Source organism: Streptomyces sp. NPDC093801 (assembly GCF_040701585.1).
Classification (GTDB): Bacteria; Actinomycetota; Actinomycetes; order Streptomycetales; family Streptomycetaceae; genus Streptomyces.
In genome coordinates, this window is record NZ_JBFBDP010000008.1 from 89,098 (window position 1) to 104,940 (window position 15,843).

Consider the following 15,843-nt stretch of genomic DNA (forward strand, 5'->3'; position numbering starts at 1 on the left):
CACAGGGGTTTCCGGATCGGATCGCGCACGGGACCTTCGAGGCATGACGACGAACAACGAATCGCGCAGTCCGTCCGGCAGGCCCTCCATCAGTCCCGCCGGAGCCTCCGACGCTCCCGAGATCACCCTGCGCAGCCCGGCCGAACTGGCCGACGCGCTGCCCTACATGCTCGGCTTCCACCCCACCGACTCCCTCGTCATGGTCGCCGTGCACGGCGCGTCGGGCCGCTTCGGCGGCCGGCTCCGCGTAGGGATCCCCACCGCCACCGCCGAATGGGAGGACACCGCCCGCCAGGTCGCCGAATGCCTGATCAAGGGCAGTGAACGGCGCGGCGGCAAGCCCGACGGCATCGTGGTCTTCCTCTGCCAGGACCCGGCCGCGGGGGAGAGCGGGCAGCGGGTCATGACCCGGCTGCGGCCGCTCGCCCAGCGGCTCCGGACGGCCTGCGGCGCGCTGGACGTACCGGTCCTGGAGGCGCTGTGCCTCTCCGGCGGCCGCTACTGGTCGTACGTCTGCACCGAGGCCGGCCCCTGCCCCGCCGAGGGGACCCCGCTGGCCCCGCCCGGCACCTCGGTGATGGCCGCCGCGGCCACCTTCGCCGGGCTCCGGGTCCGCGGCTCCCTCAGGGAGATCGAGCGGCGGATGGCGCCGCTCGGCGGAGCCTGGGCCGCCGATCAGGAGGAGGCCCTGGAGCGGGCCGCCGTCTCCCTCGTGCCGAGGATCCTCGACGGGGAGACCCGCGAGGAGGTCGGTGCGCAGACACTCGGCCTGGCCCGCACCCTCATGAGGCGGCTGACCCTCGCCCCACCCGCCGAGGGCGGGCCCCGCGCGGACGACTGGGACGACGCGCTGCTCGGCCACGACGAGGCCGCCGCCGTGATCCTCGGCCTCCAGGACCGGGAGATCCGCGACATCGCCGCCGAGTGGATGGAGGGCGACGAGGCGGCCCCGGCCCTGCGGCTGTGGCGGGCCCTGGCCCGGCGTTGCGTCGGCGCCTACGGCGAGCACGCGGCGGCCCCGCTTACCCTGGCCGGCTGGGTCTCCTGGTCCAGCGGGGACGAGCCGACCGCCCGGATCGCCCTCGGACTGGCCCTCCAGGCGGACGCCGAGTACAGGTTCGCCCAGCTGCTCCACCACGCCTGCAACGAGGGCCTCGACCCCGAGGGGCTGCGGGAGTGCCTGCGCGAGGAGCGCAGGCGCCGCGAACCCCGCCGCAAGCGGACCGCCGCTCCCACCCGTCCGCCCGGCCGGCGGACAGTGCAGCGCCGCCGCCCCTCCCGCCGCCCCGAGGGGAGCGGGAAGTGAGCGCCCGTCAGGCCCCGGCGCCGGGCCGCCCCCTGCGACGGCTGTGGGACGCGACGGGCGGGGCCGAACGGCGCCCGCGCGCCACCCGCTGCGGGCCGCCGCCACCGGGTCCCGTGACCCGGGCGGGGGTGGGGGCGTTCAGCCGGTGGGCGGTGGGAGTCCGGCCGCGCCGCCGCCCAGCCGAACCGGCCGGAGCGCAGACAAGGCGACACATGGCTCCCCCCGCACCCGAAACCGGCCCGCCCGCGACCACCTCCGCTCCCCGTCCACCGGGGCTCCCCTCCGGGACGGCGCCCGCCCCCCGCCCTCCGGGGCTGCCGCCCGCGGCCGCCCCGGCTTCGGGACCACACCCTCCGGGGATGCCCTCCGGGATCGCGCCGGAGCCCCGCGTCCCGGGGCCGGGGGCCCTGCCCGGGGGCGGGTCCGGTCCCGGTGTCCGGCCGTCGGGACCACCGCCCGGGTCCGGCGGCGGGCGGCCCGAGCTGCCGCCGGTGCACGGAGCCCTCATCTGCGTCGCGGCCCCCTGCCTGGTCGTCTCGCCCGAGCACGGCCAGCTGACCGGGCAGGGCATCGAGGGCGTCTACCGGTCCGGACGCCGACTGCTGTCGCGCTGCGTGCTGCGCGTCGCCGGGCGGGACCCGGTGGCCGTGCAGGGGCGCAGCCTCGGGCCCGACCGGGCCGTCTTCGCGGCCACCGTCCGGACGGGCGTCGAACCCGGACCCGACCCCGACATCGGCATCGAGCGCGTCCGGCACGCGGACGGCACCGAGCGCATCACCGTCCGCAGCTTCGCGGTCCGGCCCCTGCGGCTGCCCGTGGAGGTCTCGCTCGGCACGGACCTGGCCGAACTGGCCGCGGTGGCGGCCGGCCGCGCGGGGCCCGAGCTCGCCGCCGGGGTGCACGCGGCGGGGCTGCGCTGGAGTACGGAGGAGGTCTTCGCCGTCACCACCGCCGACCCCGCCCCGGACGACGCCCTCGCCACCGCCGGGCTGCTGCGCTGGCAGCTCGAACTGGGGCCGGGGGAATCCCGCACCATCGAGCTGCGGACCACCCGCGACCGCACCGCCCGGGCCCCCGCCGGACAGGTCGCGAACCCGCTGGCCGGAGCCCGCGCCGAGGGGGACGACCCGAGGGTCGAGGCATGGCTGAGGACCAGCGTCGACGACCTGCGGGCCCTGCTCCTGCGGGACGCCGCGGACCCCGGAGACGCCTTCGCCGCGGCGGGGGTGCCCTGGCGGCTCGGACTGGCCCCGGCGGAGTCGCTGTGGGCCGCCCGGATGGCGCTGCCCCTCGGCACCGGGCTCGCCGCCGCCACGCTGCGGACCCTGGCCCGCAGCCAGGCCGGGGGGCGGGGCCCCGGGGCGGGCCGGATCCCCGGGCCGCTGCGCGCCGCCGGACCGCAGCTGCCGCCGGGCTGCACCGGCACCGAGGCCACCCTCGGCTTCCCGGCCGTGCTCGCCGAGGCGCGGCGGTGGGGGCTGCCCGAGGAGGAGGTGGCCCGCCTCCTCCCGGCCGCCGAGCGCTGCCTGGACTGGCTGCGCGGCGCGCTCGGGGAGGACGGCTTCCTGGCCGACCCCGACCCGGGCCCGCGGCGCTGCGAGACCCAGGCGCATGCCCACCGGGCCGCCCTGCTCGGCGCCGACCTGCTCGACGGGTGCGGGCGGGCCGGAGCCGAGGAGTGGCGGGAGTGGGCGGCTGCCCTGCGGCAGAGATTTCAGGACCGGTTCTGGACCGACGGCCCGGACGGCGGCCGCCCCGCCGCCGCCCTGCATCCCGACGGCCGGCCGCTGGTCCGGCTGACGGCGGCCGCGGCGCACCTGCTGGACACCGGCCTGCTCGGCGGCGGCAGCCTCGCACCCGGCCTGCTGGACCGGGTCCGCTCCGAACAGCTCGCGCGCCTCCTCGGCGCCCCGGCGATGGATTCCGGATGGGGGCTGCGGAGCATGGCGGCCCGGGAGCCGGGACACAACCCCTTCGGCCACCGCTCCGGCGCGGTCCGTCCCCACGAGACCGCCGTCGCGGTGGCCGGACTGGCCCAGGCCGGACACGAGAAGGAAGCCGCGGGCCTGCTGCGGGGCCTGCTGGACGCGGCGGAGGCGTTCGGGTACCGGCTGCCGGAGATGTTCGCCGCCGAACAGCGCACCGCCGGCAGCGCCCCGCTCCCGCACCCGGCGGCCTGCCGGCCGGCGGCGGTGGCCGCCGCCGCCGGGATCCACGCCCTCACCGCGCTCGCGGGCATCCGCCCGGACGCCCCGGCGGGGACGGTCGCCGTGGCCCCCCGGGCGGGTGCCCCCCTCGGCGCCCTGCGCCTGGCCGGACTGCGGGTGGCGGGGGAGCCGTTCACGGTCCGGATCAGCCGTCTCGGCGTCGGCATGGTGGAGGAGGCCGCCGATGGGCTCCAACTGGGAGGGTGAGGCACCTCACGGGTGGTCCGCCCGCCTGGGTACGACGGTGCGGACTGGGTTCCAGATCACCGTCCTCGGGATCACGAAAGCGCTGTTTATCGTCAGGCAGACGACTATGATCGCGGCATGTCGCCCTACGACCCGTCGGCCTTCCCGCCCTTCGCCGTCACCGTCGACCTGGTCGTGCTCACCGTGCGGCGCCACGCGCTCTGCGCGCTGGTCGTACGACGGGGAGAGCAGCCCTTCCAGGGGCGCTGGGCCCTGCCCGGCGGCTTCGTGCGCGGGGACGAGGACCTCGCGGCCGCCGCGGCGCGGGAGCTCGCCGAGGAGACCGGGCTCTGTGCGCACGATCCGGCCGCTCCAGGCGTGGACAACGGGGCGCACCTCGAACAGCTCGCCACCTACGGGGACCCCCAGCGCGATCCGCGCATGCGGGTGGTCAGCGTGGCGCACCTGGTGCTCGCTCCCGACCTCCCCGCGCCCCGGGCGGGCGGCGACGCGAACAGCGCCCGCTGGGCTCCCGTCGACGAGCTCCTGGAAGGCCCCGACCAGACCGTCACGGGCCTCGCCTTCGACCACGCGCGGATCCTCGCCGACGGCGTGGAGCGCGCCCGCTCGAAGATCGAGTACTCCTCGCTGGCCACCGCCTTCTGCCCGCCCGAGTTCACCGTGGGCGAGCTCCGCCGGGTGTACGAGGCGGTGTGGGGCGTGGCCCTCGACCCGCGTAACTTCCACCGCAAGGTCACCGGGACACCCGGGTTCCTGGTGCCCGCCGGGGGAACGACGACCCGTCAGGGCGGCCGGCCGGCGCAGCTGTTCAGGGCCGGCGGGGCGACCCTGCTCAACCCGCCGATGCTGCGGCCGGAGGTCTGACCCGCAGTCTCCGGTCCGGATCCGGCCCGCGCCGTCCGGGCCCGCACCACCCCGGACGGCCGCAATACCGGCCGCGACCCGGAGCGGTTGCGTAGAAAATCGGACATATCGCGTTATCTTGCGTGCGGTACTCACGCTGCCGCAGAGCGGTCTCACACCCCGCGAGAGAAGCGATGCTCCAGGCCATCGGACTCACCAGCACACCCCGTCGAGATCTGCCGCCCCTCGTGGACGACCTCACCTTCGAGGCCCGCCCGGGGTGCGTGACCGCCCTGCTCGGAGAGCCGGGTTCGGGCAAGACCACCGCCCTGCGGCTCATGCTCGAACTCGAGCCGGGTCGCGGCATCACCTACTTCCGCGGCCGCCCGCTGCACCGGATCCCGCATCCCGGCCGCGAGGTCGGGGTACTCCTCGGCGACGTCCCCGGGCATCCGGCCAGGACGGTCCGCGGCCAGCTGCGCATGCTCTGCGCCGCCGTCGGCGTACCGGCCTCCCGGGCGGACGCCATGATGGAGGTCGTCGGCATCGCGGGCCTGCGCGACCAGCGGATCGGGTCGCTCTCGCTCGGCATGGACCGCCGCCTCGGCCTGGCCGCGGCCCTGCTCGCCGACCCCTGCACCCTGCTCCTCGACGAGCCGTCCGCCGACCTCCAGCCCCGGGAACGCGCCTGGCTGCACGGGCTGCTGCGCGGCCACGCCTCCCTCGGCGGGGCCGTGCTGTTCACCACCGCCGACGCGAAGGAGGCCGCCCGCAGCGCCGACCGGGTCGTCTCCATCGCCTCGGGCAGGCTCGTCGCCGACCAGGAGGCCGCGGACTTCGCCCGCACCCGGCTGCGCCCGCGGGTCGCCGTGCGCACTCCGCACGCCGCCCGGCTGGCCGACGTCCTGGGGCGCGAGGCCCGTGCCGCGCACCGCGCCGTGGAGATCGTCGCGGAGAGCGGCAGCCGGCTCTCGGTGTACGGCAGCGACTGCGCCGAGGTCGGTGAGGCGGCGTTCCGCAACGGCGTCCTCGTCCACCAGCTCGCCGACGAGACCGGCGACGCCGGAGCGCCGGTCCCGCCCGTACCGCAGGCCCGCACCGGCGGGCCGCCCAAGGCGGAGGCGCGGGTCGAGGCCGGGGCCCCGGTCCGGGCCGGGGCGGGCGCCGCCACGGGGCCCGACGCCGCCCCCCACGACCCCCGCACGGACCCGCGCCCCGCCCCCGGCGCCGGGTTCCGCGCCGAGGCGGTCCCCGTGGCCGTCTCCTGGGCCACGCCCGGGCCGGAGGCCGGGGAACGCCCCGTCGCCGGCGCGCACCCCCCGGCCGCCCGCTCCGCGCCCCCCGTCTCGGCGGTGCGCCGCGTGGGCGGGCCGCTGCGCCCCCTGCGCTACGAACTGCGCCGCGTCTTCGGCACCGCCACGCCCTTCCTCACCGCCGCACTCGTCGTCGCCGTCTCCGCCCTGACCGCCCTCGTGCTGGCCCGTGCCGGGCACGCCCCCCGCGACCGGGTGCTCGCGGCCTGGCCGGATCTGGTCCCGCTGCCCCCCGCCGCGCTCGGGGCGGGGCTGCTCGGCGCCCTGGCCTTCGGCGAGGAGTACCGCTACCCCGCCCTCGCCGCCGACCGGGGCACCGTCCCGCGCCGCCTCGGGCTGCTCACCGCCAAACTCGGGGTCTGTGCCGTCCTCGCCCTCCTCCTCGGCGCCCTCGCCGTCACCGCCGACGCCGCCGCCCTCCGGCTCGTCTTCGGCCGCGGCCCGCTGGGCACCTGGGCGGAGTGGGCGGCCCCCGCCGCGAGTTGGGCGGGGCTGCTGGTCGGCTGCGCCTGGGCCGGGGTGCTCGGGTCCGCGGTGTTCCGCTCCGCCTCGGCCGGTCTGGCCGCCGTGCTCGCCGTGCCGGTGATGGTCGTACCGCTGGTGCGCAAGGTGCTGGAGGGACCCTCCGCGTACCCTGCGACCGGGTTCGCCACCCGGCTGCGCGGGCTGGCCTCGGCGCCGTGGCCCGCCGACGCGGACCGCTGGGTGCTGGGGGCCTTCCGGGTGATGGTCCAACCCGTCGGAGCCGCATTGGTGTTGTCGCTGATGGTCCTGTTGTGCGCCTATGGGTTCACAGGACTGCGCGGTCGGGTCCGTTGGTGATCGTTCCGGTGCGTCGGCCGACTCCCGGGGGACCGGACAAGTCCGCTTCGCATCGGATCACACGAAGCGGACCACAACTCCCCGCAAAAGGCCCGGTTCTTTACGATAAGTCGTCAATTGCGTAGGTGGCACCGATCACCCTTTCGTGTGCTTTTCACCAAAGACCTCAAGGGCGGTGGGGGCGCGGCCGACAAAGGATTCGTGAGTACCCTTGCGCACACCATGATGACCGCCGCCCGCCATGCCGACACCGGCCTCGCCGGCCCGGGCGAACTCGACCGCTACCCCTATGCGGAGGCCCCCGGGTCCGACCGGGTCGGTCCGCCCCACTGGGACGGCGCCGACGTCGAGTTGAGCCGTGTGGGCCGCCGGGCGGCCGGCAGCCGCGGCCGCGGGCTGCACGGCCAACTCGTCCAGCAGCTCGGCCAGATGATCGTCTCCGGCGACCTCGGCGCGGACCGGCCGCTGGTCCCCGAGGAGATCGGCCAGCGCTTCGAGGTCTCCCGCACCGTCGTCCGCGAATCGCTGCGCGTCCTGGAGGCCAAGGGCCTCGTCAGCGCCCGCCCCAACGTGGGCACCCGGGTCCGGCCGGTCGCCGACTGGAACCTCCTCGACCCCGACATCATCGAGTGGCGCGCCTTCGGCCCCCAGCGCGACGACCAGCGCCGCGAGCTCAACGAGCTCCGCTGGACCATCGAGCCCCTGGCCGCCCGCCTCGCCGCCGGCCACGGCCGCCCGGACGTCCAGCAGCGCCTCTCCGACATGGTCGAGATCATGGGCCACGCCCTCGGGCAGGGCGACGCGATCACCTTCGCCCGCGCCGACAACGAGTTCCACGGGCTGCTGATCCAGGTCGCAGGCAACCGCATGCTGGAGCACCTGTCGGGCATCGTCTCCGCCGCCCTCCAGGTCTCCGGGAGTCCCGTCACCTCCTGCGACCGCCCGAGCGAGACCTGCGTGGCGCACCACGCGCGGATGGTCGAGGCCCTCGCCACCGGTGACGGCGCGGGCGCCGAGAGCGCCATGCGCCAACTCCTGACGGTGCATCCGGAGGTCGAGCGCGTGGTGCCCGCCCCGCGCGAGCACTGACCCCCCGGCGCACGGGGGCGCGGGGGTGCCGCACCGGTCGCCGGGCCCGTTTTCGGGCCCGGCGACACCGGTATGCGGGGGGTGTCGAGACGTCGGTGTGACTTGGGCCACGAAGATTGGGCGTAACGCTCTGCGACGTCACGCGATGACCTAAGCGGTGATGGCCGACGGAGGGAAGACAGCAGCCCTTGGGGTGCTGTGCAGCTCCCCGGCCCCTGCCCGCGCCCCGGCCCATCCCCAGTCGGTGGTCGTCGGCTCCGGTCCAGCACCAGGCCGGGGTCGGAACCCGTTCCCATCGTTCCGAGAGGTTGTTCGTGTCGGCCAGCACATCCCGTACGCTCCCGCCGGAGATCGCCGAATCCGAGTCCGTGATGGCGCTCATCGAGCGGGGCAAGGCCGAGGGGCAGATCGCCGGCGATGACGTGCGTCGGGCCTTCGAGGCTGACCAGATTCCTGCGACCCAGTGGAAGAATGTCCTGCGCAGCCTCAACCAGATCCTCGAGGAAGAGGGTGTGACGCTGATGGTCAGTGCCGCAGAGTCGCCCAAGCGCACCCCACGCAAGAGCGTCGCAGCGAAGACCCCCGCCAAGCGTACGACGACCAGGCCGGTCGCGGCCAAATCGGCGGCCGCCCCGGCCCCCGCCGCGGCCCCGGCGGCGGAAGCCGGTCCGACGGAACCCGACACCGCCGATGCCCTCGCCGGGGAGCCGGCGGCCGAGCCGGCCGCGAAGAAGACGGCGGCGCGCAAGACGGCGGCCAAGAAGGCCGCGCCCGCGAAGAAGGCCGTCGCCAAGAAGACCGCGGCCAAGAAGACCGCCGCCAAGAAGGACCTGGACGAGGGCGACGAGGAGACCGTCGACGAGGGTCCCGACGCGGTGAAGGCCGAGGCCGAGGAAGAGGAGGAGAGCGGGGAGAACAAGGGCTTCGTCATCTCCGACGACGAGGACGACGCCCCCGCCCAGCAGGTCGTCGTGGCGGGCGCCACCGCCGACCCCGTCAAGGACTACCTCAAGCAGATCGGCAAGGTCCCCCTCCTCAACGCCGAGCAGGAGGTCGAGCTCGCCAAGCGCATCGAGGCGGGCCTGTTCGCCGAGGACAAGCTGGCCAACTCCGACAAGCTGGCACCCAAGCTCAAGCGCGAGCTGGAGATCATCGCCGAGGACGGCCGCCGCGCCAAGAACCACCTGCTGGAGGCCAACCTCCGCCTCGTGGTCTCCCTGGCCAAGCGCTACACGGGCCGCGGCATGCTCTTCCTGGACCTGATCCAGGAGGGGAACCTGGGTCTGATCCGCGCGGTCGAGAAGTTCGACTACACCAAGGGCTACAAGTTCTCCACCTACGCGACGTGGTGGATCCGTCAGGCGATCACCCGCGCCATGGCCGACCAGGCCCGCACCATCCGCATCCCGGTGCACATGGTCGAAGTGATCAACAAGCTCGCCCGCGTGCAGCGCCAGATGCTCCAGGACCTGGGCCGCGAGCCCACCCCGGAGGAGCTGGCCAAGGAACTGGACATGACCCCCGAGAAGGTCATCGAGGTCCAGAAGTACGGCCGAGAGCCGATCTCCCTGCACACGCCGCTCGGCGAGGACGGCGACAGCGAGTTCGGCGACCTGATCGAGGACTCCGAGGCGGTCGTCCCGGCCGACGCGGTGAGCTTCACGCTGCTGCAGGAGCAGCTGCACTCGGTGCTCGACACGCTGAGCGAGCGCGAGGCCGGCGTGGTCTCGATGCGCTTCGGACTGACCGACGGCCAGCCCAAGACCCTCGACGAGATCGGCAAGGTATACGGGGTCACCCGTGAGCGCATCCGCCAGATCGAGTCCAAGACCATGTCCAAGCTGCGCCACCCCTCGCGCTCCCAGGTGCTGCGCGACTACCTGGACTGACCGGGCCGGCAGGGGGCGTACGACGGCGGCCGCGCGGGTGCGCGCGGCCACCGGGCATCCCACTCTGGGTGGAGTGATGCACACTCGGAGTCAGGAGGCCCCATGCGTCGTCCCTTCGCCCGTGCCCTGGCGGGCGCACTGACCCTGGTGGCGGGAGCGGCCGTGGTGCCGCTGGCCCAGGCGCCCACGGTGGCGGCGGACAGCGTCGTCATAGGCGGGAAGCCGGTGAAGGTGGCCGACAGCCCATGGGTCGTGGCCCTCGCCAGCCGTGACCGGTTCGGGGGTATCCGCGACGGGCAGTTCTGTGGCGGCGTCCTCGTGGCCCCGACCACGGTGGTGACGGCGGCCCACTGCCTGGGCCGCCAGGTGCTGGGCGGGCCGGTCGACTCCGTCGCCGACTTCCGGGTGATCACGGGCCGGACGGAGCTGCGGGCCGCCGAGGGGCGGGAGATCGCGGTCCGCGCGGCCCGGGTCAATCCGGCGTACGACCCTGGGACCAATGCCGGCGACCTCGCCGTGCTGGAGCTGGCCGAGGCGGTGCCGGCGGAGAACGTGCTCCCCATGGCCGGCGAGGGCCACCCCGGCTACGGGGCGGGCACCGGGGCGGCGGTGTACGGCTGGGGCGACACGAGCGGGTTCGGGGACTACGCGTACGGGCTGCGGGCGGCGCAGGTCACCGTGCTGGACGACGAGGTCTGCCGGCGGGCGTACCCGGGCGGCTCCGACGGTCAGTACCGGGCCGACTCCATGGTGTGCGCGGGCGACCGGTCGGGCGGGAAGGACGCCTGCCAGGGGGACAGCGGCGGCCCGCTGGTGGCCGGGGGCCGGCTGATCGGGCTGGTGTCCTGGGGGCGCGGCTGCGGGCGCGCCGACAGCCCGGGGGTGTACACCCGGATCGCCCCGTTGATCGACTTCGTGAGCGGCCCCCAGGGCGACCGGCGGCGCGGCGGGGTCTGAGGCGTCGCGCGGGGGTCCGCAGGGGCCCCAGTACCCCCGTACGGCCCGGCACGGGGGTACTGGGGTCCCTGGGCGTCCCGGAGCGGGGAAGGGCGCCCCGGACATGAGGACGGGCGGTGTCTCTGGGTCTCAGAGACACCGCCCGTCGACCGGCCTAGCCGGTCCTGGCTCGTCGGATGCGAGGTCAGGCCTTGTGTCAGCGGTCCTCGTGGTCGGCTGCGTGGGCGGCCGGAGCGGACGTCAGCCGCTCGGTCTCATCCTGTATTTCCGCGGCGATCTTCTTGAGTTCCGGCTCGAACTTACGCCCGTGGTGGGCGCAGAAGAGCAGTTCACCACCGCTCAGGAGGACGACGCGCAGATATGCCTGGGCGCCGCAACGGTCGCATCGGTCAGCGGCCGTCAGCGGGGTCGCGGGTGTCAGAACAGTAGTCACGTCGCCTCTTCTCTAGCTCGACGAGCTGTCGTACCAGGGTCAACATCCAACCAGGCCGAAAACGTTCCCGCTCGCGGCTTTTCCTCGAAACTTCCTTCCGAAGCTGGCCGGCTGCTGCCGGTTGGCGGCGAAGGAGCCGTATTGCGTTGCTTTACGGTTTCGCGTTGTCAGTCGTTCGCTTGTAGCAGTTCTCGTCCTCCCCGGCGTGAGTGCCGGTTGTGCATGAGGACGTGCCCGAACCCTAAATGGTTCATGCCTGGAAGGGAACGTGATGTTTGCTTCACCCTCACGGGGGATCGAACACCCGTGCGGATCTGCACTAGGCTGTGGAACGCGCGAGGGTGGCGTTGCATCGGCTCTACCAGGCCTCGGTACCCTTCGACGGGCAACCGAGCCACCCCTGCGCCCCCGTGGGCCAGAAAAGAAATTCAGCGAGGAGCGAACTGCGTGACCGCCGACACGTCCGTGCCTTCCAGCGCGCTGCTGTCCGGAGCAGACCGGGACGGTTCCAACTACACCGCGCGGCACCTGCTCGTCCTCGAAGGCCTCGAGGCCGTCCGCAAGCGCCCCGGCATGTATATCGGCTCCACCGACAGCCGAGGCCTGATGCACTGCCTCTGGGAGATCATCGACAATTCCGTCGACGAGGCCCTGGGCGGCTACTGCGACCACATCGAGGTCGTCCTCCACGAGGACGCCTCGGTCGAGGTCCGCGACAACGGCCGCGGCATCCCGGTCGACGTCGAGCCCAAGACCGGCCTGTCCGGCGTCGAGGTCGTCATGACCAAGCTGCACGCCGGCGGCAAGTTCGGAGGCGGCTCCTACGCGGCCTCCGGCGGCCTCCACGGCGTCGGCGCCTCCGTGGTCAACGCCCTGTCGGCCCGCCTCGACGTCGAGGTCGACCGCGGCAGCTCCACGCACGCCATCAGCTTCCGGCGCGGCGTCCCCGGGCTCTTCACCGAGCAGGGCGCCGACAGCCCGTTCGACCCGGCCGGGGGCCTGCGCAAGATCAAGCGGATCACCAAGGGCAAGACCGGCACCCGGATCCGCTACTGGGCCGACCGCCAGATCTTCCTGAAGGACGCCCGCCTCTCCCTGGAGACGCTCTACCAGCGCGCCCGCCAGACCGCCTTCCTCGTGCCCGGCCTGACCATCGTCGTCCGCGACGAGCGGGCCGTCGACGGCGCCGGCAAGACCGAGGAGACCTTCCGCTACGACGGCGGCATCAGCGAGTTCTGCGACTACCTTGCCCAGGACAAGGCCGTCTGCGACGTGCTGCGCCTGACCGGCGCGGGCACCTTCAAGGAGACCGTCCCGGTCCTCGACGACCGCGGCCACATGACCCCCACCGAGGTCACCCGGGAACTGGGCGTGGACATCGCCCTGCGCTGGGGCACGGGCTACGAGACCGGCGTCAAGTCCTTCGTGAACATCATCGCCACCCCCAAGGGCGGCACCCACGTGGCCGGATTCGAGCGCTCCGTCACCAAGACCGTGAACGAGGTGCTGCGCTCCGCGAAGCTCCTGCGCGTCGCCGAGGACGACGTCGTCAAGGACGACGCCATGGAGGGCATGACGGCGGTCGTCACCGTCCGCCTCGCCGAGCCCCAGTTCGAGGGCCAGACGAAGGAGGTGCTCGGCACCTCCGCGGCCACCCGCATCGTCGCCGCCGTCGTGGCCAAGGAGCTCAAGGCCTTCCTGACCTCGACCCGGCGCGACGACAAGCAGCAGGCCCGCGCCGTGATGGAGAAGATCGTCGCGGCCGCCCGGACCAGGATCGCCGCCCGCCAGCACAAGGAGGCGCAGCGCCGCAAGACCGCGCTGGAGTCCTCCTCGCTGCCGGCCAAGCTGGCCGACTGCCGCAGCGACGACGTGGACCGCAGCGAGCTCTTCATCGTCGAGGGGGACTCGGCCCTCGGTACGGCCAAGCTCGCCCGGAACTCCGAGTTCCAGGCGCTGCTGCCGATCCGCGGCAAGATCCTCAACGTCCAGAAGTCCTCGGTCTCGGACATGCTCAAGAACGCCGAGTGCGGAGCGATCATCCAGGTCATAGGAGCCGGCTCCGGCCGCACCTTCGACATCGACGCCGCCCGGTACGGGAAGGTCATCATGATGACCGACGCCGACGTCGACGGCTCCCACATCCGCACCCTGCTGCTGACCCTGTTCCAGCGGTACATGCGGCCGATGGTCGAGGCGGGCCGGGTCTTCGCGGCCGTCCCGCCGCTGCACCGGATCGAGCTGGTCCAGCCCAAGCGGGGGCAGGACAAGTACGTCTACACGTACTCGGACAACGAGCTGCGCCAGACCCTGCTGGAGTTCCAGCGCAAGAACGTCCGGTACAAGGACGCCATCCAGCGCTACAAGGGCCTCGGCGAGATGGACGCGGACCAGCTCGCGGAGACCACGATGGACCCCCGCCACCGCACCCTGCGGCGGATCAACATCGGCGACCTGGAAGCGGCGGAGCAGGTCTTCGACCTCCTCATGGGCAACGAGGTCGCCCCCCGCAAGGAGTTCATCACCAGCTCGGCCGCGACCCTGGACCGCTCGCGCATCGACGCCTGATCCGGTGTCCCGGCGCTCTTCGCTCCCTCACCTGATGGAGTGAAGAGCGCCAGGACGCCCGTCCGGAAAGAGACCATTCGGCACATCCTTGTGAACACGCCGCCGATGCGGCGACGGACAAGGAGAGTTCGGTGGACAAGCGCGAAGGTCGTGAAGCCGGAACGGTCCGGTTTGACGACCCCTGGTACGACGCCCTGGCCGTGGGCTGGGGCGAGGGCGCGGAGGCCCCGCCGCCGCATCGGCCCACGGCGGACGGGAGCGCCCCGAGCGCTGCCGACATCTACCTGGAGGTGCAGCGCAGCGCCGCCTTCCAGGAGGTCCGCGGCCGCTACCGAAGGTTCGTCGTGCCCGCGACCGCCGGTTTCCTCGTCTGGTACGTCGCCTACGTGATCACGGCCACCGCCGCGCCCGGGCTGATGGCCCGGCCCGTGGTGGGCTCGTTCAACGTGGCCCTGCTGGCCGGCCTCGGCCAGTTCCTCAGCACCTTCCTGCTGACCTGGGCCTACTCCCGGCACGCCCGGCTGCGACGGGACAGTGCCGCGCTCGACCTGCGCTGGACCGTCTTCGAACGGGAACGCGGCCAGGAGCGCACCCGCACGGGGCGGGGGGAGGGGCGGTGACCTCCGAACACCGGACGCTCGCGCTGATCCTGTTCAGCCTGTTCATCGCGGTCACCCTCGGCATCACCACCTGGGTCGGCCGCAGGAGGCACGGCTCGGCGGAGGAGTTCTACGCGGGCGGGCGACTGTTCTCCCCGATGGAGAACGGTTTCGCCATCGCAGGCGACTACATGTCCGCCGCCTCCTTCCTCGGGGTCTCCGGACTGATCTCGCTCTTCGGCTACGACGGCCTGCTGTACCTGATCGGGTTCCTCGTCGCCTGGCTGATGGTGCTGTTCCTGGTCGCCGAACTGGTCCGCAACTGCGGTCGCTTCACCCTCGCCGACGTCGTCGTCGCCCGGATGAGCGAGCGGCCCGTACGGATCGCCGCCGGGACCTCCTCGGTGGTGGTGTCGGTGCTCTACCTGGTCGCGCAGATGGTCGGCGCGGGCAGTCTGGTGGGTCTGCTCCTGTCGGACGCGGGCCCCGGGGCCCGGACCCTGACGGTGATCGGGGTCGGCGCGCTGATGGTGGTCTACGTGGCCTTCGGCGGGATGCGGGCCACCACCTGGATCCAGATCGTCAAGGCCGTCCTGCTGATCGGCGGGGCGATCACCCTGACCGTGCTGGTCCTGCTGCGCTTCCACGGGAACCTCGACCAGCTCCTCGCGTCCGCCGCCGAACGCAGTGGGCACGGGGCCCGGTTCCTGAGCCCCGGACTGCGGTACGGCGGTGGCTGGACGGCGCGGATCGACTTCATGAGCCTGGGCCTTGCCCTGGTCCTGGGCACGGCGGGGCTGCCCCACATCCTGTCGCGCTTCTACACCGTGCCGACCGCGCGGGCCGCCCGCCGGTCGGCGGTGTGGGCGATCGGGCTGATCGGGGGCTTCTACCTGATGACGATCGTGCTCGGCTTCGGGGCGGCCGCGCTGGTCGGGCCCGAGGTGGTGCGGGCGTCCGGCGCCTCCGGGAACACGGCCGTCCCGCTGCTGGCCGGCATGCTCGGCGGGGGCGCCGAATCCACCGGCGGCGCGGTGCTGTTCGCGCTGGTGGCCGCCATCGCCTTCGCGACGATCCTCGCCGTGGTCGCCGGGATCACCCTGGCCTCGTCGGCGTCCGTCGCGCACGACCTGTACGCCTCCCTCAGGCGGCGGCGGGCCCGGCAGCGCAGCGAGGTGGCCGTGGCCAGGACCGCGGCCGTGGGGATCGGGGCGGTGGCCATCGGCCTCGGGCTGCTCGCCCAGGACATGAACGTGGCCTTCCTGGTGGGGCTGGCCTTCGCCGTGGCGGCCTCGGCGAACCTGCCGGTGCTGCTGTACTCGCTGTTCTGGCGGGGCTTCACCACCCGGGGAGCCGTGTGGTCGGTGTACGGGGGGCTGGTCCCGGCGCTGGTGCTGGTGGTCCTGTCGCCGGTGGTGTCCGGGAGTCCCGGGTCCCTCTTCCCCGGGCTGGACTTCCAGTACTTCCCGCTGCAGAACCCCGGGATCGTGTCGGTCCCGCTCGGCTTCCTCGCGGGCTGGCTGGGCACGGTCACCTCGGCGGAGGAGCCGGACGAGCGCAAGTACGCCCAGACGGAGGTCCGTTCCCTGACGGGGGCCGGCGCGGTATGA

At 73.8% G+C, this 15,843-nt stretch carries 11 protein-coding genes; 10 read left to right on the forward strand and 1 reads right to left on the reverse strand.

From position 1 onward, the window contains the following. Positions 1-43: 43 nt before the first annotated feature. The 7 genes from AB0469_RS11185 (at position 44) to AB0469_RS11215 (ending at position 10,633) form a co-directional block, all read left to right on the forward strand. On the forward strand, positions 44-1,306 hold the full coding sequence (locus AB0469_RS11185; protein WP_366451066.1) for a DUF4192 domain-containing protein: 1,263 nt from the start codon (positions 44-46) through the stop codon (positions 1,304-1,306). Positions 1,307-1,518: 212 nt separating this feature from the next. Next, positions 1,519-3,720, forward strand: coding sequence for a glycogen debranching N-terminal domain-containing protein (locus AB0469_RS11190; protein WP_366451067.1), 2,202 nt, complete (start codon positions 1,519-1,521; stop codon positions 3,718-3,720). A gap of 117 nt (positions 3,721-3,837) precedes the next feature. Further along, positions 3,838-4,584, forward strand: a complete 747-nt coding sequence (locus tag AB0469_RS11195) for an NUDIX domain-containing protein (RefSeq protein ID WP_366451068.1) — start codon at positions 3,838-3,840, stop codon at positions 4,582-4,584. A 173-nt stretch (positions 4,585-4,757) separates the two neighbouring features. Next, positions 4,758-6,698, forward strand: coding sequence for an ATP-binding cassette domain-containing protein (locus AB0469_RS11200; RefSeq protein WP_366451069.1), 1,941 nt, complete (start codon positions 4,758-4,760; stop codon positions 6,696-6,698). Positions 6,699-6,899: 201 nt separating this feature from the next. Next, a complete protein-coding gene (locus AB0469_RS11205) occupies positions 6,900-7,787 on the forward strand; it encodes a FadR/GntR family transcriptional regulator (protein WP_366451070.1) in 888 nt (295 codons plus the stop codon). Positions 7,788-8,101: 314 nt separating this feature from the next. Further along, the gene (locus tag AB0469_RS11210; RefSeq protein WP_366451071.1) at positions 8,102-9,676 is read left to right on the forward strand and encodes an RNA polymerase sigma factor; all 1,575 of its coding nucleotides are present in this window, start codon (positions 8,102-8,104) and stop codon (positions 9,674-9,676) included. Between the two features lie 102 nt (positions 9,677-9,778). Then, positions 9,779-10,633: a serine protease gene (locus tag AB0469_RS11215; protein ID WP_366451072.1), complete on the forward strand. Its 855-nt coding sequence runs from the start codon at positions 9,779-9,781 to the stop codon at positions 10,631-10,633. Positions 10,634-10,829: 196 nt separating this feature from the next. Here the strand turns inward: AB0469_RS11215 and AB0469_RS11220 are convergent, their stop codons facing one another. After that, positions 10,830-11,066, reverse strand: a complete 237-nt coding sequence (locus AB0469_RS11220; protein WP_042813742.1) for a hypothetical protein — start codon at positions 11,064-11,066, stop codon at positions 10,830-10,832. Positions 11,067-11,513: 447 nt separating this feature from the next. Here AB0469_RS11220 and AB0469_RS11225 point away from each other — a divergent pair, with 447 nt between their 5' ends. The 3 genes from AB0469_RS11225 to AB0469_RS11235 all read left to right on the forward strand — a co-directional run bounded on the left by AB0469_RS11225 (position 11,514) and on the right by AB0469_RS11235 (position 15,843). Next, a complete protein-coding gene (locus tag AB0469_RS11225; RefSeq protein ID WP_366451073.1) occupies positions 11,514-13,634 on the forward strand; it encodes a DNA topoisomerase IV subunit B in 2,121 nt (706 codons plus the stop codon). Positions 13,635-13,765: 131 nt separating this feature from the next. Further along, positions 13,766-14,254 (forward strand): DUF485 domain-containing protein, encoded by a 489-nt coding sequence (locus AB0469_RS11230; protein ID WP_366451074.1) that lies wholly within the window; start codon positions 13,766-13,768, stop codon positions 14,252-14,254. Further along, the gene (locus tag AB0469_RS11235) at positions 14,251-15,843 is read left to right on the forward strand and encodes a cation acetate symporter (protein WP_366451075.1); all 1,593 of its coding nucleotides are present in this window, start codon (positions 14,251-14,253) and stop codon (positions 15,841-15,843) included. Before AB0469_RS11230 ends, AB0469_RS11235 begins: the two co-directional genes overlap by 4 nt.

Excerpts from the sequence above, each read along its gene's own strand:
- AB0469_RS11190 (WP_366451067.1), top strand. The coding sequence starts at position 1,519 with ATGGCTCCCCCCGCACCCGAAACCGGCCCGCCCGCGACCACCTCCGCT.
- AB0469_RS11215 (WP_366451072.1), top strand. The coding sequence starts at position 9,779 with ATGCGTCGTCCCTTCGCCCGTGCCCTGGCGGGCGCACTGACCCTGGTG.
- AB0469_RS11200 (WP_366451069.1), top strand. The coding sequence starts at position 4,758 with ATGCTCCAGGCCATCGGACTCACCAGCACACCCCGTCGAGATCTGCCG.
- AB0469_RS11185 (WP_366451066.1), top strand. The coding sequence starts at position 44 with ATGACGACGAACAACGAATCGCGCAGTCCGTCCGGCAGGCCCTCCATC.
- AB0469_RS11195 (WP_366451068.1), top strand. The coding sequence starts at position 3,838 with ATGTCGCCCTACGACCCGTCGGCCTTCCCGCCCTTCGCCGTCACCGTC.